At 37.8% G+C, this 20,312-nt stretch carries 22 protein-coding genes; all 22 read right to left on the reverse strand.

The features are described from left to right. Positions 1-135: 135 nt before the first annotated feature. On the reverse strand, positions 136-1,251 hold the full coding sequence (wecB, locus tag M948_RS28465; protein ID WP_021289828.1) for a non-hydrolyzing UDP-N-acetylglucosamine 2-epimerase: 1,116 nt from the start codon (positions 1,249-1,251) through the stop codon (positions 136-138). Positions 1,252-1,293: 42 nt separating this feature from the next. After that, positions 1,294-1,923, reverse strand: a complete 630-nt coding sequence (gene upp / locus M948_RS28470; RefSeq protein ID WP_021289829.1) for a uracil phosphoribosyltransferase — start codon at positions 1,921-1,923, stop codon at positions 1,294-1,296. A gap of 219 nt (positions 1,924-2,142) precedes the next feature. After that, positions 2,143-3,387, reverse strand: coding sequence for a serine hydroxymethyltransferase (gene glyA / locus M948_RS28475; RefSeq protein WP_021289830.1), 1,245 nt, complete (start codon positions 3,385-3,387; stop codon positions 2,143-2,145). Between the two features lie 45 nt (positions 3,388-3,432). Next, positions 3,433-3,981: a TIGR01440 family protein gene (locus M948_RS28480; RefSeq protein ID WP_231378664.1), complete on the reverse strand. Its 549-nt coding sequence runs from the start codon at positions 3,979-3,981 to the stop codon at positions 3,433-3,435. Between the two features lie 80 nt (positions 3,982-4,061). Then, entirely contained in the window at positions 4,062-4,502 is a 441-nt protein-coding gene (gene rpiB, locus M948_RS28485) for a ribose 5-phosphate isomerase B (protein ID WP_021289832.1), read from the reverse strand. Between the two features lie 25 nt (positions 4,503-4,527). Next, positions 4,528-5,823, reverse strand: a complete 1,296-nt coding sequence (locus tag M948_RS28490; RefSeq protein WP_021289833.1) for a methyl-accepting chemotaxis protein — start codon at positions 5,821-5,823, stop codon at positions 4,528-4,530. A gap of 15 nt (positions 5,824-5,838) precedes the next feature. After that, a complete protein-coding gene (locus tag M948_RS28495; RefSeq protein WP_021289834.1) occupies positions 5,839-6,444 on the reverse strand; it encodes a low molecular weight protein arginine phosphatase in 606 nt (201 codons plus the stop codon). 95 nt (positions 6,445-6,539) lie between these two features. Then, positions 6,540-7,019 carry a GNAT family N-acetyltransferase gene (locus tag M948_RS28500; RefSeq protein WP_021289835.1) on the reverse strand — a complete coding sequence of 160 codons (480 nt, stop codon included), beginning with the start codon at positions 7,017-7,019 and terminating at the stop codon, positions 6,540-6,542. A gap of 106 nt (positions 7,020-7,125) precedes the next feature. Then, a complete protein-coding gene (locus M948_RS28505; RefSeq protein WP_021289836.1) occupies positions 7,126-7,677 on the reverse strand; it encodes a manganese efflux pump MntP in 552 nt (183 codons plus the stop codon). 367 nt (positions 7,678-8,044) lie between these two features. Then, positions 8,045-9,073 carry an L-threonylcarbamoyladenylate synthase gene (locus M948_RS28510; protein ID WP_021289837.1) on the reverse strand — a complete coding sequence of 343 codons (1,029 nt, stop codon included), beginning with the start codon at positions 9,071-9,073 and terminating at the stop codon, positions 8,045-8,047. A gap of 216 nt (positions 9,074-9,289) precedes the next feature. Next, positions 9,290-9,691, reverse strand: a complete 402-nt coding sequence (locus M948_RS28515) for a hypothetical protein (protein WP_021289838.1) — start codon at positions 9,689-9,691, stop codon at positions 9,290-9,292. A 69-nt stretch (positions 9,692-9,760) separates the two neighbouring features. After that, positions 9,761-10,399, reverse strand: coding sequence for a stage II sporulation protein R (gene spoIIR, locus M948_RS28520; protein WP_021289839.1), 639 nt, complete (start codon positions 10,397-10,399; stop codon positions 9,761-9,763). Between the two features lie 123 nt (positions 10,400-10,522). Beyond that, positions 10,523-11,383, reverse strand: a complete 861-nt coding sequence (gene prmC, locus M948_RS28525; RefSeq protein WP_021289840.1) for a peptide chain release factor N(5)-glutamine methyltransferase — start codon at positions 11,381-11,383, stop codon at positions 10,523-10,525. Between the two features lies 1 nt (position 11,384). Continuing rightward, positions 11,385-12,455, reverse strand: coding sequence for a peptide chain release factor 1 (prfA, locus tag M948_RS28530; RefSeq protein ID WP_021289841.1), 1,071 nt, complete (start codon positions 12,453-12,455; stop codon positions 11,385-11,387). 175 nt (positions 12,456-12,630) lie between these two features. Next, positions 12,631-13,251 carry a thymidine kinase gene (locus M948_RS28535; RefSeq protein WP_021289842.1) on the reverse strand — a complete coding sequence of 207 codons (621 nt, stop codon included), beginning with the start codon at positions 13,249-13,251 and terminating at the stop codon, positions 12,631-12,633. 246 nt (positions 13,252-13,497) lie between these two features. Beyond that, positions 13,498-13,743 (reverse strand): type B 50S ribosomal protein L31, encoded by a 246-nt coding sequence (locus tag M948_RS28540; protein WP_021289843.1) that lies wholly within the window; start codon positions 13,741-13,743, stop codon positions 13,498-13,500. Between the two features lie 166 nt (positions 13,744-13,909). Next, positions 13,910-15,190: a transcription termination factor Rho gene (rho, locus tag M948_RS28545; protein ID WP_021289844.1), complete on the reverse strand. Its 1,281-nt coding sequence runs from the start codon at positions 15,188-15,190 to the stop codon at positions 13,910-13,912. Between the two features lie 471 nt (positions 15,191-15,661). Then, positions 15,662-16,630, reverse strand: a complete 969-nt coding sequence (gene glpX, locus M948_RS28550) for a class II fructose-bisphosphatase (protein ID WP_021289845.1) — start codon at positions 16,628-16,630, stop codon at positions 15,662-15,664. Positions 16,631-16,708: 78 nt separating this feature from the next. Further along, on the reverse strand, positions 16,709-17,995 hold the full coding sequence (locus M948_RS28555; RefSeq protein WP_021289846.1) for a UDP-N-acetylglucosamine 1-carboxyvinyltransferase: 1,287 nt from the start codon (positions 17,993-17,995) through the stop codon (positions 16,709-16,711). A gap of 135 nt (positions 17,996-18,130) precedes the next feature. Beyond that, positions 18,131-18,772, reverse strand: coding sequence for a fructose-6-phosphate aldolase (gene fsa / locus M948_RS28560; protein WP_021289847.1), 642 nt, complete (start codon positions 18,770-18,772; stop codon positions 18,131-18,133). Positions 18,773-18,804: 32 nt separating this feature from the next. Beyond that, a complete protein-coding gene (locus M948_RS28565) occupies positions 18,805-19,662 on the reverse strand; it encodes a class II fructose-bisphosphate aldolase (RefSeq protein WP_021289848.1) in 858 nt (285 codons plus the stop codon). Positions 19,663-19,764: 102 nt separating this feature from the next. Beyond that, positions 19,765-20,124, reverse strand: a complete 360-nt coding sequence (locus M948_RS28570) for a response regulator (protein ID WP_031335201.1) — start codon at positions 20,122-20,124, stop codon at positions 19,765-19,767. Positions 20,125-20,312: the final 188 nt, after the last annotated feature.

Here is a 20,312-nt window from a genome sequence, read left to right on the forward strand (position 1 = left end):
TATGATCACCGTGGTAATCACATTATAAAAGCAAAACAAAAAATCCGAACTACCATCCGGATGTACCTTTTTATACTCGGATAGTAATTCGGAATATCTGTGTCTAAAAATGCTTTATCTCGCCTGATTCCATTATCATGTACTAAAATAATCTAGGATGGCATCAGTAATGCGACGAGATGCTTCACCGTCCCCATATGGATTTGCAGCTTTCGCCATGTCATCATATGCCTGTTGATCAGATAAAAGCTGATGAGCTAATTGGTATATCGTATCTTCATCCGTTCCAGCTAATTTTAAGGTTCCAGCATCAATTCCTTCCGGCCGTTCTGTCGTATCCCTAAGAACAAGCACAGGTACGCCTAATGAAGGAGCCTCCTCTTGTACACCACCTGAATCAGTCAAAATTAAATGGGAACGCGCTGCAAAATTATGAAAATCAACTACACCTAATGGTTTAATAAGTTGAATACGCTCATCATTACCCAAAATATCATTTGCTGTTTCCTGTACTACAGGATTTAAGTGAACTGGATAAACAACATGTATATCATCATGGGTTTCTACTAGACGCTTAATCGCTCGAAACATTTGCTTCATATTATTCCCTAGATTTTCTCTACGATGAGCGGTCATCAATACAAGACGCTTGTCTCCTAGTTCATCTAAAATAGGATGCTGATACGATTGATCCACCGTTGTTTTTAATGCGTCAATGGCTGTATTTCCTGTAACCACAATATGCTCTTTAGGTTTATTTTCTTGGATAAGATTCTGCTTGGATTTCTCTGTTGGAGAAAAATGCAAGTCCGCCATTACCCCGGTAAGCTGGCGATTAAGCTCTTCCGGATAAGGAGAGTATTTATTCCATGTTCTAAGGCCTGCCTCCACATGTCCAACCGCAATTTGATTGTAATATGCAGCAAGCGAAGCGGCAAATGTTGTTGTTGTATCGCCATGAACAAGTACAACATCCGGCTTTGTTTCTTTCATAACCTCATCTAATCCTTCTAAAGCACGCGTTGTAATCTGTGCTAATGTTTGCTGCTTCTTCATAATGTTCAAGTCGTAATCAGGGGTGATAGCAAAAATATCTAGCACTTGATCTAACATTTCCCTATGCTGTGCGGTTACCGTAACAATCGATTCAAACTGATCCTTACGTTTATTTAGTTCCAGTACGAGTGGGGCCATTTTTATAGCTTCCGGCCTTGTTCCAAATATAGTCATTACTTTAATCCGGTTTGTCATTATCTCTCACTCCAAAGACTATTCATTATCGAATCTCTCTATTTATTTCGTACCAAACAATCGGTCACCTGCGTCCCCTAGCCCTGGGATAATATAGCCTTTTTCGTCTAACTTTTCATCTAAAGCACCTAAATAGATATCAACATCGGGATGGTCTTTTTTAATAACTTCTACCCCTTCTGGAGCTGCAATGAGGCACATTAATCGTATATTCTGAGCACCTCGTTTTTTTAATGAATGAATCGCATCATTTGCTGATCCACCAGTTGCTAACATTGGGTCGATAACGATTAATTCTCGTTCCTCAATATCGGAAGGTAATTTAATGTAGTACTCCACAGGCTGTAACGTTTTAGGATCGCGGTATAAGCCAACATGCCCTACTTTTGCAGCTGGAATTAGTTTTAACATACCATCTACCATACCTAACCCAGCACGAAGAATAGGAACCAATCCAATTTTTTTACCTGCTAAAACACTTGATTCTGTCTCCACAACTGGTGTTTCAATTGTTTTTGGTTGCAGCGGTAAGTTTCTGGTAATTTCAAAGGCCATAAGCATCGCTACTTCGTCTACTAATTCACGAAATTCTTTCGTTCCTGTATGCTTATCTCTTATGTACGTTAATTTATGTTGTATTAATGGATGATCCAATACGAAAACCTGTCCCATTTTGCCGTTCACTCCTTTTTATTAGTTGCATCTTTAAAATTGTACTCAAAATTAGACGAGCTTTCAACCTGTGCAGGAACATTTACAGATTGCAAATCGCTTACAGGTTTGTAAACAATACGTTAACATGAACGATTTATAGAGATTAACTGCCCAATTTCATTACCTATATTTACTAACCCAAAGCAAAGAGATGCCCTAAAAGGGCATCTCTAACAATTATGCATACACGGTATACAATGGAAATCTTTCGGTTAAATCTTTTACACGTTGTTCTGCTGTCTTTAACACATTTTCATCTTCATGATTTTTCAGTGTGAGTGCAATAATTGCTGCTATCTCTTTCATTTCTTCTTTACCGAACCCACGAGAGGTGACGGCTGCGGTTCCAATTCGAACACCACTTGTTACAAACGGACTTTCTTTATCGAAAGGAATGGTATTTTTATTTGCAGTAATCCCAATATCGTCTAAAACCTTTTCTGAAACTTTCCCGGTTAAACCTAATGGCGTAACATCCAATAATAGCAAGTGGTTGTCTGTGCCACCAGATACAATTCGAATTCCTTCTTCTTGTAGCGCTTGCCCCAGCATGGTTGCATTCTCTATAATTTGTTTACTATATGTTTTAAATGAATCTGATAAAGCTTCTTTAAATGAAACTGCTTTTGCAGCAATAATATGCATTAAAGGTCCACCCTGCATTCCAGGAAAAACCGTTTTATCAATCTTTTTGGCAAATTCTTCTTTACATAGAATCATTCCACCACGTGGGCCACGCAATGTTTTGTGAGTTGTTGTAGTTACAAAGTCAGCATATGGTACTGGATTTGGATGAAGACCAGATGCTACTAAACCTGCAATATGAGCCATGTCGACCATTAAATATGCCCCTACACTATCTGCTATATCTCGAAATTTAGCAAAATCGATCATCCGAGAATAAGCACTCGCCCCCGCCACAATTAGTTTCGGTTGAACCTCTTGAGCTTTGCGCAGAACAGCATTGTAATCTAATTGTTCGGTCTTTTCGTCTACACCATATTCAACAAAATTATAGAGTGTTCCACTAAAGTTGACTGGACTACCATGGGTTAAATGACCTCCATGATTTAAATTCATCCCCAACACTGTATCTCCTGGCTCTAATACAGTAAAGTAAACTGCCATATTTGCTTGAGCCCCAGAATGCGGTTGTACGTTTGCATGATCAGCACCAAATAATTGTTTAGCACGATCTCTTGCTAGGTTTTCAACTACATCTACATGTTCACACCCACCATAATATCGTTTTCCAGGATATCCCTCAGCGTATTTATTAGTTAATACTGAACCCATTGCTTCCATAACTGCTTCCGAGACAAAATTTTCAGACGCAATAAGCTCAATTTTATCCTGCTGTCTTTTCTTTTCTGCTTCCATAGCTTCAAATAATTCAACGTCGGTTTGTTTTACATGTTCCATCGTAACCCCTCCTATGTATTTTATACTACTTAAGTTGTAAGCAAATTATTTACAGCTTTCTGTTACAGTTGAATTTGTATCGGGATATTTGGCACGATGCCCACCAATACGTTTTGGACGCGTGAATGCCGCATTAACACGAGCACCTCCCAGGTTTCTTTGTTGAAAACGAAGTGGGACAGCTACCGATTTCAAATGCATCCCTATCATGGTTTCTCCTATATCCATCCCAGCATGCGCAGAAATAGTCTCCACCACAACAGGATTTTTCAGATGTTTAAAAGCAAAAGAGGCCATTGAACCTCCCGCTTTTGGTACTGGTATAACGGAAACTTCTTGCAACTGATAGCGATTCATCGTTTCCCTTTCCACAACAAGCGCACGATTTAAATGCTCGCAACATTGAAAAACTAGATGGACACCCGTTTGCTCACGAAGTTTAAGTAATTGTTCAAAGATCACAGCAGCAATTTCTTCACTTCCAAGTGTGCCTATTCGATTCCCACTTATTTCACTTGTTGAACAGCCTAATACAAACAATTCCCCGTCGTGCAGATGCCCAGATCGGTCCCATTCTGACTGTAGTATTTTCATTTCTTGCCTGATACGATCGAGCAGTTGGGTCATTTTTGATCACCTGCCATCCTAAATTAGATCAGAACGTAGTTTATTCTCTACTTTTCCTCATACGTCTTAATCTTATCAATACGGTTTGCGTGACGCCCTCCATCAAATTCTGTCTCTAACCATACTTTAGCTATCTCACGTGCCAGCCCTGGTCCAATTACTCTTTCTCCCAAGGCTATAACATTTGAGTTATTATGTTGACGAGTCAATTTAGCACTATAAACATCATGTGTTAATGCACATCGTATCCCTTTCACTTTATTAGCTGCAATGGACATACCAATTCCTGTACCACATATAAAAATACCTCTATCAAACTCCCCATTAGCAATACGCTCTGCTGCAGGCAATGCATAATCAGGATAATCAACAGAAGATTCACAGCTACAGCCAACATCTTCGAATTCAATCTCCATCTCTTCCAATAAATCTTTCACTTCGTTTCGTATCGTCATTCCTGCATGGTCTGCGGTAATAATTACCTTCATCTAAGCGCACTCCTTTCTAACTAAGCTAATTAACATTGAACTTATGAATTTGCTGTTTTAAATCATTCGTTTGTTCTTCTAATTCATATGCCAGACTATCCACCTGTTCAATCGTACTTGCTTGTTCATGGATAGCTGCATTTACTTCCTCAGCTCCAGCAGATGTTTCTTCAGCAATCGCAGCTACCTCCTGAGATTGCCTTACTGTATTTTGAATTGAAAGTAACTGGCTGTCTACTAAACCTGATATTCCCCCTATTTCTGCTGCAACATCTTCCACAGATTTAGACATGTTGGTAATCGACATGTTCACTGTTTCCCCATATGTCGCTTCCTTTATGGCATAAGATACATTTTCATTCAACTTATCAACGACAGCTGAAACATCTTCTTGGATTACAGTAATTAAGCCAGATATTCTTTGCACAGCTTGAGCACTTTGATCTGCCAACTTTCTTATTTCATCAGCAACTACTGCAAACCCCTTCCCATATTCTCCAGCACGTGCAGCTTCTATTGAGGCATTCAAGGCTAACAAATTCGTTTGATCCGCTATATCACCGACCAAGGTAATAATCGTCTCGACCTGCAATGCATTCTGCTTTAAATGGGCAACATCTTGTAAGGATAGCTCTTGTTCATTTGCCAACTTTTGAATTCCGTCTACTAATCGATTAACAGACTGTTTCCCCTGTTGCAGAATAAGAAGCATTTCATCCGATTTATCCTTTGACTGAGCTGCCTTTCCTTGAACTTTTTGGGCTAATTCGGTAGCTAACTCCACAGATTCTACTGTCTGTTGAATTGCCTCTGCTGAGCTTTCAGCGCCTTTAGAAATATCATCAATTGAAGTTTGAATAAAAGATGAATGCTCCGAAACTTGATTAGAGGCTCCTTTAATTTGAATTACTGATGTATTCGTACTTTCAAAATGCCTATCTATATTATGTACGATATTCGCCAAATTTTTAAGCATTTTATCAAAAGAAATTCCAAGTGCCCTAACTTCATCATCAGATTTAGAAATCTCAATGTGTTGATTTAAATTTCCTTTTGCAGCTTCGCCAGCAGCGTGTTCAAGCTTAGATAGTGGTTTGGTAATAACATGTGCAGCAAAAAACGCTAAAATTCCTGACCATAAAATACCAAGAATTAAAGTACTTATTGTAAATAGTTGTTCGGAAATCCCCCAAAATCCTTGTACATAATCATAGATGTAGTAAAGAAATATAGCACTTACGGAATATGTAACTAGTGCTAATAAGGTAGTGAATAAAACTAATTTCAAACGTAAACTAAATCGATATTTCTTCTTCTCCATTCTCTGTTCCCCTGCCTAATAATTTAATTTCTTTTGCAGCAGGTCAATATTTTCTTCCAATTCATTCAGCGTTTCCTGATAAATTTGCATATCTCCACCAAATGGATCTGAAATATCATAATTGATTAAATTTGCTTCTAGTCTACGAATTTGTTCAATATCATGCGCTAAATGATCTTGTATCTTTTTTGCGAGTAAGGAATTATCCAATTTATGTTGGTTTTCCTGAATAAATAATGACCTTTTTTCCTCGTACGCTGCATATAACTTTTTTAATTTTCCCCATATTTCTTTATCGGCTTCGGAAACATATTCTTTTAACGTATAATATTTATCTTGAAAGTTAGGGTACTCCATAATTAGCGACTGTTTATGTTGGGTTGTCATTGTTAAGACGACATCTGCCCAATTTAATAGTTTTGTGGTTATAGGCTGAGAAGAATGGTTCATATCGATTTGTTTTTGTTTCAAAGCTTCCATTGCTTTTGGACTTGCTTGTTGACCATTTACTGCAAAAATACCGGCAGACTGCACTTCTACTTCGGGGATTTTGTCTTTCACTAGTGCTTCCGCCATTGGGCTTCGACACGTATTTCCAGTACAGATAAATAAAATTCTCATATAGGGAACCTCCGATACTAAACGCTACTTCCAATATATCATATTCTGCTTCAGTTAAACCACCACATTTTATTCCTATTAAAAGAACCTCGTTCTTAGTTGAACGAGGCCGATACAAGATGAAGTTTCATTCCATCATGCGTATTCCTAAATCCAAGTTTCTGATAAAAAGCGTTAGCCAATGGTCTACGTTTATCCGTAGTTAATTGAACAACATGGCATCCTTTTTCCTTAGCTAATTTTATCGCCTGACGTATTAAATAACTACCAATTCCTTTTCCCCTAACCATTGAACTCGTTCGAACTCCTTCTATGGTAGCTCGCCACGACCCCTGGTACGTTAGGTACGGAGTAAAAGTCAATTGTAAAACCCCAACAATTTGATTACGAATAACCGCTACTAGTAATTGATTATTAGGATCTGCTGCAATTGCTTGAAATGCTTCTATATATGAACCCGGAAGCGGATTTACCTCATTTTCTCTATGTTTTCCTAACGGGTCATCTGCAAGTAATTTTACTATAGCTGGAAGATCTTGTTGATCAGCGCATCGATAGCTTAGAATATCCTTCATATTCTCCCTCTTTCCAGTACCATTTACAACTATTATCAGTTTACATAAATACAACTCAAATGAATAATACGAGGTTATTATTTCTACTGATAACTTTCTCTTATCGTTATCCAAATACTAACCGTAGACCGAATGCCACTAGAATACTTCCCCCTAAAATCTCACTATACACACCTAAAAACCCACGAACTTTTCGTCCCAAGAACATGCCAACCCAGGAGAGAATGGTGCTCATCACACCAAATAGTAAGAGCGCTACTAACGTCTTTACTCCTGACATGCCAAGACTTAAACCTACCGAAAAACTATCGATACTCAACCCAAAGGCTAGTAAAAACATCCCTACTCCGATTGGTTGGATGATTTTTTTTGCTTGGTGGTTAAAAGAGGAAAATACCATTTGACAACCAATACCAACAAGTAACAACCCACCTGCTAATGTTGTTAAATGGCCAATTTGGGAAGATATCAATTGTCCCAATACAATTCCGATAAAGGGCATCAGAAGGTGAAATACGCCTATAACAAGACCAATTAATGCAACACGTTTTAGTCGTAAACGCTGCATTCCTAGCCCAAGGCTTACGGAAAAAGCATCTAATCCTAATGCCAATGATAAAAATAATAGTGCTGTAAATTCGCCAATATATCCTGACATCCATAATCCCCCTTGGACATGCTTATAAACTATATGCACGTCCAAAAGAAATTATGATTCTCAAAAGATCTTATCCATCTGGCGTACGATCTCGATTCATTTTTTGGGAGGACAATTATGTCGACTAAGGCTATATACGAATAATGGCCCCTCTTATAGATATCGTAGTTGTAAGTTCGTACATTATAGAATTAAGATTTCCATACTGAGAGGTATTCAGCCTTGTCGCCCCCATTCCCATGTTGTTTGCTCATTAAAAAAGACACTCTTTCGCCTATCTTGATAGAGGAGGAGCGTCTTTTCGTTTTCAAACATGTTATTTTGCAGAGAGTTATATTCCATTTTCTTAAGGAAAACAACTCAAGCTTTAATCCCTATATATATAGTTACTTGCAGCCTTTTTCAACCGATTCATCACCGCTTGACCAATGCCCTTTTCCGGAAAAGCTTCACATATAATAATATCCACATTACTTTGTTTGAAGGTCCGTAATGCATGGTATAAATTCGCTGCGATCTCACTCAGATTTTCTCCTAAAGCGATCGCTTCATCTGCTACCAGTTTATCAACAATGTGATTACTAGCTATAAGTCCTACACGATTTCCGGTTTCCTTTTGTCCTGTAATTTCTTGCTGCATTCTTTTCAAGGAACCATCGATAATCCACAAAGGAACTTCTGGTGAATAATGACGATACTTCATTCCTGGTGACTTCGGTTTGTCTGATTGGTTTGCTAAAGCTGGATCTGTCATAACAACCCCAGTAACTTTTTCAATTTGCTCTTGGGTAATGCCCCCAGGACGTAAAATAACTGGAATCTCTTGTGTACAATCGATAACTGTAGATTCAAGTCCAACACCTGTTGGCCCTCCATCCACAATCCCAGAAATCCTACCATTTAAATCTGCAAAGACATGGTTTGCTGTTGTAGGGCTAGGTTTTCCAGATAAATTTGCACTAGGAGCTGCAATAGGTAACTGACACGCCTTTAGTAATTGTTGTGCAACAGGATGACTCGGAATACGAACTCCAATTGTGGATAATCCTGCAGTCACATTTGTGGCACAGATGCCATTACTGGGCAAAACAAATGTCAATGGACCTGGAGTAAAAGCTTCAATTAAGTTATCCACATAGCCTGGCCATGGTCCAACGAGTTTTTCCATCTGAACACGATCTGAAACATGAGCAATTAACGGATTGTCTTGTGGACGCCCTTTTGCTTGAAATATCTTATTAACTGCGTCATGATCGGTAGCATTTGCACCGAGTCCATAAACCGTTTCTGTTGGAAAAGCAACTACTTCTCCATTGATAAGCATGGTTGCAGCTTCATCAATTGCTTCACAATCTTTAAGTTGATTATTTGTAAGTTTCCAATAGTTTGTTTCCATCATGCTACCTCTTTTCTACCTTTTTATTTTAGTAGATAGAGGATGTTTTCGCAATCATTCATCTACCAAGTTATACACAGAATAGATTCAAAAGTTATCCACATATATAAATACGTATAAAGAGGATTTTTTGTTGTTTATATCTTTTTATACACAGTAATCCACAGCTTCACAGTTAATTATCAACAGAAACTGTGGATTTTTTGTGAATCATGCTTATGATACGTGATATAACCACCAATTTCCTTCACTTTTATCATATTTATCCACGAAAACCCTTTCTTTTTGTGGATGAAATTGCAACGCTTCCAATAATATATCAACGACAGGCTGATGACTATGCACATAGACACGTTGTGCATGCTGCTGTTTTGCCATCATTAAAATTGCTTCTAATAATACTGGAAGTATAGCTGCTTCTGATTGAGTAATATATAACTGCTTAAGCCAATATGTTCCTTCTTCCATTTCTTCAAGAATAAAACATCCCTCTATTTGTCCTTTTAATTCGACTACATAGCCCTTACACAACAAACTCTGTCTTTTTACATTAGGGTTATTTTCTAAAAACTTATCTATTTTTCCCTCTTCTGCTTTATCCGCCGGAATTAAATTCATACTTTCACCTCTCTATTTGATTTAATAGTTTTCAACCTTTTACCTTATCTTATGCACGTTTCACTAAAACTATGACAATCCTAGCCATTCAAATAGAAAAAATTTCACCTCTGCATCCTTTGTTTCCTCCGCTTCCTTATGTTCTTTAGAATCCGCTTCTTTTGATTCATTTTCTTCTGATTCCGCAGCCACCGCACTTGTACCATTAGAGAAATCTAGAAAACATAATGGTGGAAAAAGAACACACCACCAGTTCGCACCTTTTCCCTCACCAATAGTGATTAATACAGCTTCATATTCGCCTGCTGGGTAGATGTAAGATCCATATATCTTAGCAGGGAAACTTATATTTTTCCCATATTCCACTTTATAATCATTTTCTTCGCCTGATTCCTTTATAACCTCCGCAACTGTTTGGTTAATTTCTGAAATCCGCTTTTCTATCAATCGGCGAGCTTCCTTAATATCTGTAATATCTTCTACCCATTTCGTTATTTTTTCGTTTACACGATCACGAACTAACCGTTTCAATTGCTGATCCTCTTGCTGATCACTGTTTGCCAAAATCCGCAATCGAATTGCCTCATCTGGTATCACTTGATACTCCTGATTCTGGCTTGATTGTTCAGGGTGTTTTCCAATAATGTGCGTTGGAATACTTAATAATAATATGAAAATAATAAAAACAAAAAATACTAGTTTCTTCATTACCTATTTCCTCCCTTACTATAAAAAACAGTATGCTCGGAAGAAGATAATTTTAAACTAGTATTCTATAAATTATTTTAAGAGAATCGTGACAAAAGTTCTTAAGCTCTATTCTGCGAGATTCTAAAGCTGCGCTGTTACGATTCGATCTTTTCCATTAATATCTTTTATAATTGCAACATCACTATGTGGATAACTTTCTTTTAGAAGCTTCAAAACTTGAGGTCCTTGTTGATGACCAATTTCAAAAACAATTGTTCCGCGTTTACATAGCACCTGCTTTGATTGATCAATCAGTTTGATATAGGCAGCGAGTCCCTCATCCTCTGCAAATAAGGCGAGCTCAGGATCAAAATCCCTTACTGTATCAGCAAGCTCCATCTTCTCTTTTATCGAAATATAAGGAGGATTAGAGACAATCATATCAACATGAATTTGTTGATCAATCAAAGGCTGTAGAAAATCCCCATCATGAAAATGGATAGCTGCTTGATGATCATCTGCATTCTTTTTCGCTACTTTTAGCGCTTCTTTTGATAAATCAGTCGCATGGATCTTAGCATTTGCTAGCTCTAACGCAAGTGTAATGGCAATGACACCACTTCCAGTTCCAGCATCAACAATTACTGGTAACTTATCCACAGATTTACCTTCTGTGGATGAAATACTATGATAAACGAGTTCTTCCGTTTCTGGTCTGGGGATAAGCACATGATTAGTAACATAGAATTTACGTCCATAAAAATACGCATATCCCATTAGATGTTGTATAGGAATACCAATAGTAGCATGTTGTTTAATATCCTCTACATACTTAACTAACACATCTTCTGGAATCCAATCTCTCATCATGGTATAAAACCTCGATGACGACACATTTAAATGATATTGCAGGAGAAGTTCAGCTACTCTTTGTTCCCGATGATGCTGTTCTAAAAAAAGAGAAGCCCAATTTAGGACTTCATATTGCTTCATTGCCTTCATTTTATTCACCAATTTGTTCTAATTTTTTCGTTTGTTCTTCTAATAATAAAGCTTCAATAAACTCATCCAATTTTCCTTGCAGTATTTGATCTAACTTCTGTATCGTTAAACCAATTCGGTGATCTGTCACACGATTTTGCGGAAAATTATAAGTACGAATTCGCTCTGAACGATCTCCCGTACCAACAGCAGATTTTCGAGTTTCATCATATTCTGCCTGTGCCTCACGCTGGTACATATCATAAATTCGTGCACGCAATACTTTCATTGCTTTTTCTTTGTTTTTTATTTGTGATTTTTCATCTTGTATAGAAACAACTACCCCTGTAGGTTCATGCGTTAAACGGACAGCCGACATTGTCGTGTTAACACTTTGCCCTCCTGGACCACTAGATGCAAATGTGTCCACCCTTATATCTTTTTCATGGATATCAACTTCGACTTCTTCTGCTTCAGGAAGAACAGCCACAGTGGCAGTTGATGTGTGTATACGGCCACCAGATTCTGTTTCAGGTACTCGTTGAACACGATGCGCACCGTTCTCATATTTTAGTCGTGAATAGGCTCCTTTTCCATTAATCATAAAGATAATCTCTTTATAACCACCTACACCAGTAGTACTTGCTTCCATAACATCAATTTTCCAACCATATTGCTCTGCATAGCGAGAATACATCCGATATAAATCGCCAGCAAATAAAGCAGCCTCATCTCCGCCAGCTGCACCGCGAATTTCCATAAACACGTTCTTATCATCATTAGGATCTTTGGGGAGTAGAAGGATTTTCATTTTTTCCTCTAGATCGGTTTTATTTTCATTAAGCTCAGAGATTTCTAATTTTACCATCTCATGCATCTCTTCATCTAAATTATCTTCTAACATTTCTTTCGCATCTTTTAACTGAGATGTTACATCTTTATATTCACGGTATGCTTGAACAACATCTTCTAGTCCTGCTTGTTCTTTAGAATATTCACGGAGTTTTGTTGAATCATTTACTATTTCCGGATCACTTAGCATTTCATTTAATTTATCATAACGATCTTCTAAAGATTGTAAACGTTCTAGCATCACGGTCACCTCTTTCTAATTAACAGTATAATTATAGTATACTCCTGATGAGAGGTCAAAATTATTCCTGCTTTTTTTTATATATTGGTCGATGCTTGTGGATAAATACCTTTGCCTAGAACAAATACTATTGTTAATTGCTTCAAATAGGAAAAAAGACGTCTATGGACGCCTATTATTTAGATAACTTTGACAAACTATTTAAAATAGTATTATTTGGCTTATTGGGAACTTCATGGTGATGGCGGCATCTTGGTTCATACGATTCTGATGCTCCTACAAGAATCACTGGATCATCGTATGAAGCGGGTTTATCATTAATTAAACGCTGCGTTCTGCTTGCTGGTGATCCACATATTGGGCATATCGCATTTAATTTAGTTACTGATTCACTTAGTGCCATTAACTTAGGCATTGGCCCAAATGGTTCCCCACGAAAATCAGTATCTAATCCAGCGATAATTACGCGAATCCCACGGTTAGCTAATTCCTCAGCTGTCTCAACAATATTTTCATCAAAAAATTGAACTTCATCAATCCCTATAATGTCGACCTTCTCATCTATATGCTCTAATAGTTCGTCCGAACTTTTTACAGGTCGAGCAATGATCGAAGTACCGTTATGTGAAACAACTGCTTCTTCCTCGTAACGATTGTCAATTGCTGGTTTAAACACACGTACAGATAAATTTGCGTACGTAGCACGACGTACACGACGGATTAGTTCTTCTGATTTACCTGAAAACATACTCCCGCAGATTACCTCTACCCAGCCGCTCTGTTTCATCACATACATGATTCGTACCCTCTCTTTCTCATTCTATGTATTATATTCGTCTAACCTATACATTTATTGTAAAACTTAGATCGTTTCACGTCTAAGTTGTCCAAGAATTTTTATTTTATCAATAGTAAAAGTAAAAAAACAGGCAAAATTAGACGTTTTGCCTGTTTTTACAGTTATACTCAATGATTAACCTTGAGATTATTCTCAACGTTTTCTAGAAATTAACCTCGGCAACGATGCAGTTGCTTCAGTTGTTTATTTCATATTATATTTCTTCTTGAATCGGTCTACACGTCCGCCAACTTTGTCAGCTTTTTGTTTACCTGTGTAGAAAGGATGTGAATCTGAGCTAATCTCAACACGGATTAACGGGTATGTGTTACCATCTTCCCATTCGATCGTCTCTTCAGATGATTTCGTTGAGCCACTCAAAAATTTGAAATCAGAGCTAGTATCTAAAAATACTACTTTTCTGTACTCTGGATGAATATCCTTTTTCATGTCATTCCACTCCTTTTTGCCCTGAATCCTTTGGAAACAGAGTTATTGTAAGAGCCGTCATAGGTAGTAAACCTTATCTAAACTCACATAAAAAGATTATAACAGTATGCTATACTGAATGCAATAGTCTTGACTTAAATAATATCTTATACAGAACAAGCATTGATTAACGTTTGGTGCCACGTCGCTTCATTTCTTCATCCATTAATTGGAAGAAATCATCATTGGTCTCTGAGGACTTAAGTCTTCTCAAGAAGCGTTCAAGAAAATCATTTGAGTCTTGCATGGTTTTACGGATAGCCCACATTTTGTCAAGATGTGATTTTTCTACAAGAAGCTCTTCTTTTCTTGTTCCGGATCGTAGAATATCAATAGCAGGGAAAATACGACGTTGTGCCAAGTTACGATCTAAGTGCAATTCCATGTTTCCTGTTCCCTTAAATTCTTCATAAATCACGTCATCCATACGCGAACCGGTATCTACTAGCGCTGTTGCAAGTATAGTGAAGCTACCGCCTTCTTCGATGTTTCGGGCTGCACCAAAGAATCGTTTTGGACGATGGAATGCTGCTGGATCGATCCCTCCAGACAAGGTACGACCACTTGGTGGAATGACCAGATTGTATGCTCTTGCCAGTCTTGTAATACTATCCATCAAAACGATCACATCACGCTTGTGCTCTACTAATCGCATTGCACGCTCTAATACTAACTCCGAAACTTTAATGTGACTTTCTGGTACTTCATCGAATGTAGAGCTTACTACATCCACATCTGGGTGAACAGAACGTTCGATATCCGTTACTTCTTCAGGTCGTTCATCTACTAGCAATATAATCAATTTTGCATTCGGGTGGTTCTCCGAAATACTATTAGCAATTTCTTTTAATAGAATGGTTTTACCTGCTTTTGGCGGTGCTACTATTAATCCACGCTGCCCATAACCTACGGGTGTCATTAAATCAATAATTCGTGTAGATAATTTATTTGTTTTTGTTTCTAATTTCATTAAGCGATCCGGATACAACGCTGTTAATGCAGGAAAATGAACACGCTCTTTTGCTGTTTCAGGATCATCGCCATTTACAGCATCAACATGTAATAGCCCATAATATCTTTCATTTTCTTTTGGAGGGCGAACTTTACCAGATACCTTGTCCCCATTCCGTAAGTCAAAACGGCGAATCTGAGATGCAGAAATATAAATGTCTTCTGCACTAGGCGAATAATTTATTGGTCTTAAAAAACCAAACCCCTCGGAAGGAATGATCTCTAATATCCCATCCATAAATAAATAACCATCTTTTTCAGCTTGTCCTTTTAAAATTGCAAAAATAAGTTCTTTTTTCGTTAGCTTTGCATAGTAAGAAACTTTATATTCTCGAGCTAACGCATAAATTTCTTTTAGTGTTAACGTCTCCAGATGGGAGATAGTTAATTCTGCCATAAAAATCACCACGCCTATTCATATTTAAAACGTAAAATTGTTTTTAAAAACCAGTAAAAAAGCTAAAGAGTTGTATGACACATTATTATAGTTATTTACGTTACCTTCCTTACAAACATTCATTTAATAATAAAAAATATAATTGCAAAACCCATTTCAATAAGAGTCCAGAGATTTTTTACTCCTTTTGGAAGGTTTATCCTTGTAGAAATGAAGAAAAGGTAGAAGCTAGATTAGAAGTCAGCAAAATAATCATGTATTAAACATATACCATAATACTCTTTTGATGCATAATATTCAACACTATAATTATAATTATCTAAGAAATTCTTGAAAATTGAGGTGTTGGTCTTGAAGATGTCAAATGAATAGAAAAGGAAGCCACTTAACGCGGGCTCCCTTTTCCGGTAGATCTGAAAAAGAAAGTATTGTTACTTTCTATTTGTAACCAATTTTTAATCCATTCATACATTAGGATTTGATTACTAGATTTGGTTTTTTCTGCAGGCTGTGAGCCCCGTCAACGAAACGGACGGTACCACTCTTCGCACGCATTACGATCGTTTCTGTTTTTGCTTTCGATCCTTTAAATTGAACGCCTTTTAATAATTCGCCATCCGTAACTCCTGTAGCAGCGAATATAGCGTCATCTCCACTACAAAAATCTTCCATCATCAATACTTTATTTAGGTCAGCAATTCCCATCTTATTACAACGTTCTTCTTCCTCTTTATTCGATGCAACAAGCTTTCCTTGCATTTCACCACCTAAACATTTCAAAGCTACTGCTGCAATAACTCCCTCTGGAGCACCGCCAGTTCCTAATAAGATGTCTACTCCTGTTTCATCAAATGCAGTATTAATCGCACCGGCTACATCCCCATTGGATATTAATTTAATTCGTGCACCTGCTTGGCGGATTTCCTCAATCAATTCTTTATGGCGAGGTCGATCCAATACGGTTACAACAACATCTTCTACATCTTTATTTTTAGCTTTAGCTACAGCTTGAAGGTTCTCTAACGTAGAAGCATTAATATCAATTTTGCCAACAGCCTCTGGACCAACAGCAATCTTTTGCATATACATATCAGGTGCATGTAATAACGTTCCTTTATCCGCAATAGCAATAACTGCTAGAGCATTCCATGAACCATTTGCTACGATACTAGTACCTTCTAGAGGATCGACGGCAACATCGACACCTGGCCCATGGCCAGTACCAAGGTTTTCACCAATATAGAGCATTGGTGCTTCATCCATTTCGCCTTCACCTATTACCACGGTACCTTGCATTGGAATCGTATCAAACACATCACGCATAGCCGTTGTTGCTGCGTCATCTGCCTCATCTTTTTTACCTCTACCCATCCAACGGGCAGATTTTAAGGCGGCCGCTTCGGTCACCCTGACTAATTCCATTGTTAAGCTTCTTTCCATTATAATCTCTCCCTTTAGTAAAATATCCTCATCCCAAGAAGAATTTTTACAAAGGTTTGCAATCACCTTCATGCTACGTTAGGAATTCTGTAGTTGTATAATTTCTTGGTCTGTCATCTCTTCGCGCCATATATTAGCACCAAGGTTAGTTAACTTCTCTGTAATTTTCTCATAACCACGGTCAATATGATCAAGTCCAGTAATTTCTGTGACCCCGTTCGCCATAAGACCAGCAACAATCAATGCTGCACCTGCTCGTAAATCCGTAGCGTTTACTTTTGCACCTTGTAGTTGAACAGGACCTGAAACAATAGCCGAACCGCCCTCAACTTTAATAGAAGCATTCATTCTTCTCAATTCATCAATATGCTTCAGTCTAGCAGAATAGATTGTATCTGTAACTACACCTGTGTTAACTGCTTTTGTTAATAAGGAAGTGAACGGCTGTTGCAAGTCTGTCGGAAAACCTGGATAAACAAGTGTTTTGATATCTACACTTTTCAATGGATTATTCGGTGTAATTAATAGCTGTTCGCCACTTTCCTCTATGGATACCCCCATTTCACGTAACTTTGCCAATAACGATTCCAAATGGGGAGGGATCACATTATCAATTACAACCTCCTTTCCCATCGATGCTGCTGCAATAATGTAGGTACCAGCTTCAATTCGATCAGGGATTATCGTATGCCGACATCCACTCAAAGATGAGACACCTTCGATCCGAATAACATCTGTTCCTACACCTTTTATTTTCGCCCCCATATTCGTAAGTAATGTGGCTACATCGATAATTTCAGGCTCTTTGGCTGCATTTTCAATAATCGTTTTCCCTTTTGCTTTAACAGCAGCTAGCATAATATTTATGGTTGCTCCGACACTTACAACATCAAGGTAAATTCGTGCCCCCCTTAACTCATTTGCACGTAGATAAATTGCTCCCTGTTCATTGGTAACTTCTGCACCGAGTGCTTCAAAACCTTTAATATGTTGATCAATCGGACGTGGACCTAAGAAGCAACCGCCGGGAAGGCCGATGACTGCCTTATTAAATTTGCCAAGCATTGCTCCCATAAAATAATAGGAAGCACGTAATTTTTTTACTTTGCCATTTGGTAATGGCATAGCAATCATCTTTTCAGGATTGATATGCACGGTCTGTCCATCCCAGGAAACAGTTCCGCCAATCTCTTCAAGTAGATCACCAAGTGTATAGACATCGGATATTTCTGGAAGTCCTTCGATAGTGACATCTGAATCTGCCAAAATAGCTGCCGGCAAGAGTGCTACAGCACTATTCTTAGCCCCGCTAATGCGTACTTTGCCATTCAAATAATGGCCGCCTTCAACTAACATTTTTTGCATGTAGAAAACCCCACTTAGGCAAGGAACATGTTAAGCACAAGTAAGAGGTGCTCACATAATACTTGCAGACTTTATTGCAGCTCGAAAACTGCATCTCTGTTCCTTAGGATGTGTAATTCTTCCATTATTATGCAATTAATTTTGCTTGTTCCAATCAGCTAGGAATTTTTCAATTCCTTGATCAGTTAATGGATGTTTCACCAATTGCCCTAGTACCTTATACGGTAGTGTTGCAATATGTGCTCCTCGTTTTGCAGCATCAATAACATGTAAAGGGTGACGAATAGATGCTGCGATAATTTGTGTTCCAATTTCATGCTTATCAAATATAGTGGATATCGTTTGTATTAGTTCCATTCCATCATGCCCAATGTCATCCAAACGGCCTAAAAATGGTGATACGTATGTTGCTCCAGCACGTGCAGCAAGTAAAGCTTGATTTGCGTTAAAAATTAATGTTACATTCGTTTTTATATTTAAATCACTGAATGCCTTTACTGCTTTCAGTCCTTCTAATGTCATTGGAACTTTAACAGTAATATTTGGAGCAATGGCAGCAAGCTCTTTTCCTTCGCGAATCATACCTTCTGCATCTTCAGAGATAACCTCTGCACTTACTGATCCAGATACTTCTTCTGTAATTTCTCGCAATCGATCATGAAACGAAACGCCTTCTTTGGATACTAAGCTTGGATTAGTAGTTACTCCATCCAATACACCAAGTGCATTTGCTTCACGAATTTCATTAATATTTGCCGTATCAATAAAAAATCTCATTGAACGTTGCCTCCTATGCCCTATTAATTTAATTATGCTTGTTGAGAAGAACCAAATTCACGCATTTTTCCGATTACCGTCTGCTTAATTGCTTCTGTACCTGGTCCTAAGTATTTACGTGGGTCATACAAATCAGGCTTTTCTTGTAACACTTCACGCACTGCTTTTGCTTGGGCTACTTGGTTTTCCGTATTTACATTGATTTTTGAAGTACCGAACGAAATAGCCCGCTTAATATCTTTTGTTGGGATACCAGTACCACCATGTAATACCAATGGAACCTTCACTGTAGCAAGGATTTCTTCCATTTCTTTAAATCCTAGGTTTGGTTCACCTTTATAAGGTCCATGCACGGAGCCGAGTGCTGGAGCTAAACAATCAATTCCAGTTTCATCAACTAAAACCTTGCACTCTTTTGGATCTGCGTAAATGACGCCATCAGCCACAACATCATCTTCCTGGCCTCCAACTGTTCCTAATTCAGCTTCAACGGAAACACCATGAAGATGAGCCAATTCAACAACTTTTTTGGTAATATCGATATTTTCTTCTAATGGATCATGAGATGCATCGATCATCACAGATGTGAAACCTGCATGTATTGCTTCTGCACATTTTGCGAAACTTGAACCATGATCTAAATGTATTGCAACTGGTACTGTTGTACCATAAGAATCCATCAGTGCTTTTACCATTGATACAACAACATTAAAACCACCCATATATCTTGCCGCACCTTCAGATACTCCAAGGATTACAGGAGATTGCTCTTCTTCTGCTGCTTGAAGTATTGCCTGCGCGTATTCTAAGTTATTTAAGTTGAACTGGCCAACCGCATAACCATTGTCTTTACCTTTTTCCAGCATCTCTTTCATTGATACTAATGGCATGTATATATCCTCCTCTTAGATGAACAATGCACCTATATAAATATAAATTAATTACATTAATAGAATACCAACAACAACACAAAGTAGCAACAATCCTGCTAATTATCCAATAGTTGCTTTTACGAGTTTGCATACTTCATGTATATTAAAAGGTTTAGACAGTACGCTTTCAATTTTGCTGCAATCTTCTTTTTCTCGAATGTCATCTTCTGTCATTCCACTCATTAGAATCGTTGGTACGATTCGATTCTCAGCTTCCATTCTACGCAGCACTTCAAACGCATTAAATATTGGTAACTTATAATCAATCATAAGTAAATGAAAAGATGAATTGTTAATTTTGTCCAATCCCTCTTTTCCTGTTTTAGCAGTTTCAACATGATAACCCTCACTCGTAAGAATATCTGTTAGTAGCATACAAATACCCGGCTGGTCATCAACAACTAAAATTTCCTTTTTCATCAATTGCATATCCCCTTTCCAAAAAAGCATTTATCCCCCATCAGTTATATTCGATACATTTGAAGTAATATCCTGCCGTTAATGATAGTTTTACAACTTTAGGAGTTGATGATATAAGTAGGATCATTGATGAAAACGGATGAAATAGGAAAAAGGGAAGTCACATATGAAAGCAACTTCCCTTTACG

Origin of the sequence: Virgibacillus sp. CM-4 (assembly GCF_000445495.1) — a bacterium.
Taxonomy (GTDB): Bacteria; Bacillota; Bacilli; order Bacillales; family Amphibacillaceae; genus Virgibacillus; species Virgibacillus salexigens.

Excerpts from the sequence above, each read along its gene's own strand:
- M948_RS28535 (WP_021289842.1), bottom strand. The coding sequence starts at position 13,251 with ATGTATGTGATGAAACAGAGCGGCTGGGTAGAGGTAATCTGCGGGAGT.
- M948_RS28540 (WP_021289843.1), bottom strand. The coding sequence starts at position 13,743 with ATGAAAAAGGATATTCATCCAGAGTACAGAAAAGTAGTATTTTTAGAT.
- M948_RS28555 (WP_021289846.1), bottom strand. The coding sequence starts at position 17,995 with ATGCAAAAAATGTTAGTTGAAGGCGGCCATTATTTGAATGGCAAAGTA.
- M948_RS28495 (WP_021289834.1), bottom strand. The coding sequence starts at position 6,444 with ATGAGAATTTTATTTATCTGTACTGGAAATACGTGTCGAAGCCCAATG.
- fsa (WP_021289847.1), bottom strand. The coding sequence starts at position 18,772 with ATGAGATTTTTTATTGATACGGCAAATATTAATGAAATTCGTGAAGCA.
- M948_RS28505 (WP_021289836.1), bottom strand. The coding sequence starts at position 7,677 with ATGTCAGGATATATTGGCGAATTTACAGCACTATTATTTTTATCATTG.
- glyA (WP_021289830.1), bottom strand. The coding sequence starts at position 3,387 with ATGGAACATGTAAAACAAACCGACGTTGAATTATTTGAAGCTATGGAA.
- M948_RS28510 (WP_021289837.1), bottom strand. The coding sequence starts at position 9,073 with ATGGAAACAAACTATTGGAAACTTACAAATAATCAACTTAAAGATTGT.
- wecB (WP_021289828.1), bottom strand. The coding sequence starts at position 1,251 with ATGACAAACCGGATTAAAGTAATGACTATATTTGGAACAAGGCCGGAA.
- M948_RS28565 (WP_021289848.1), bottom strand. The coding sequence starts at position 19,662 with ATGCCATTAGTATCAATGAAAGAGATGCTGGAAAAAGGTAAAGACAAT.
- spoIIR (WP_021289839.1), bottom strand. The coding sequence starts at position 10,399 with ATGAAGAAACTAGTATTTTTTGTTTTTATTATTTTCATATTATTATTA.
- M948_RS28490 (WP_021289833.1), bottom strand. The coding sequence starts at position 5,823 with ATGGAGAAGAAGAAATATCGATTTAGTTTACGTTTGAAATTAGTTTTA.
- M948_RS28480 (WP_231378664.1), bottom strand. The coding sequence starts at position 3,981 with ATGAAAATACTACAGTCAGAATGGGACCGATCTGGGCATCTGCACGAC.
- M948_RS28570 (WP_031335201.1), bottom strand. The coding sequence starts at position 20,124 with ATGAAAAAGGAAATTTTAGTTGTTGATGACCAGCCGGGTATTTGTATG.
- rpiB (WP_021289832.1), bottom strand. The coding sequence starts at position 4,502 with ATGAAGGTAATTATTACCGCAGACCATGCAGGAATGACGATACGAAAC.
- glpX (WP_021289845.1), bottom strand. The coding sequence starts at position 16,630 with ATGGAAAGAAGCTTAACAATGGAATTAGTCAGGGTGACCGAAGCGGCC.
- upp (WP_021289829.1), bottom strand. The coding sequence starts at position 1,923 with ATGGGACAGGTTTTCGTATTGGATCATCCATTAATACAACATAAATTA.
- rho (WP_021289844.1), bottom strand. The coding sequence starts at position 15,190 with ATGGCAGAATTAACTATCTCCCATCTGGAGACGTTAACACTAAAAGAA.
- M948_RS28515 (WP_021289838.1), bottom strand. The coding sequence starts at position 9,691 with ATGAATTTAATTCCGGCGGATAAAGCAGAAGAGGGAAAAATAGATAAG.
- prfA (WP_021289841.1), bottom strand. The coding sequence starts at position 12,455 with ATGCTAGAACGTTTACAATCTTTAGAAGATCGTTATGATAAATTAAAT.
- prmC (WP_021289840.1), bottom strand. The coding sequence starts at position 11,383 with ATGAAGGCAATGAAGCAATATGAAGTCCTAAATTGGGCTTCTCTTTTT.
- M948_RS28500 (WP_021289835.1), bottom strand. The coding sequence starts at position 7,019 with ATGAAGGATATTCTAAGCTATCGATGCGCTGATCAACAAGATCTTCCA.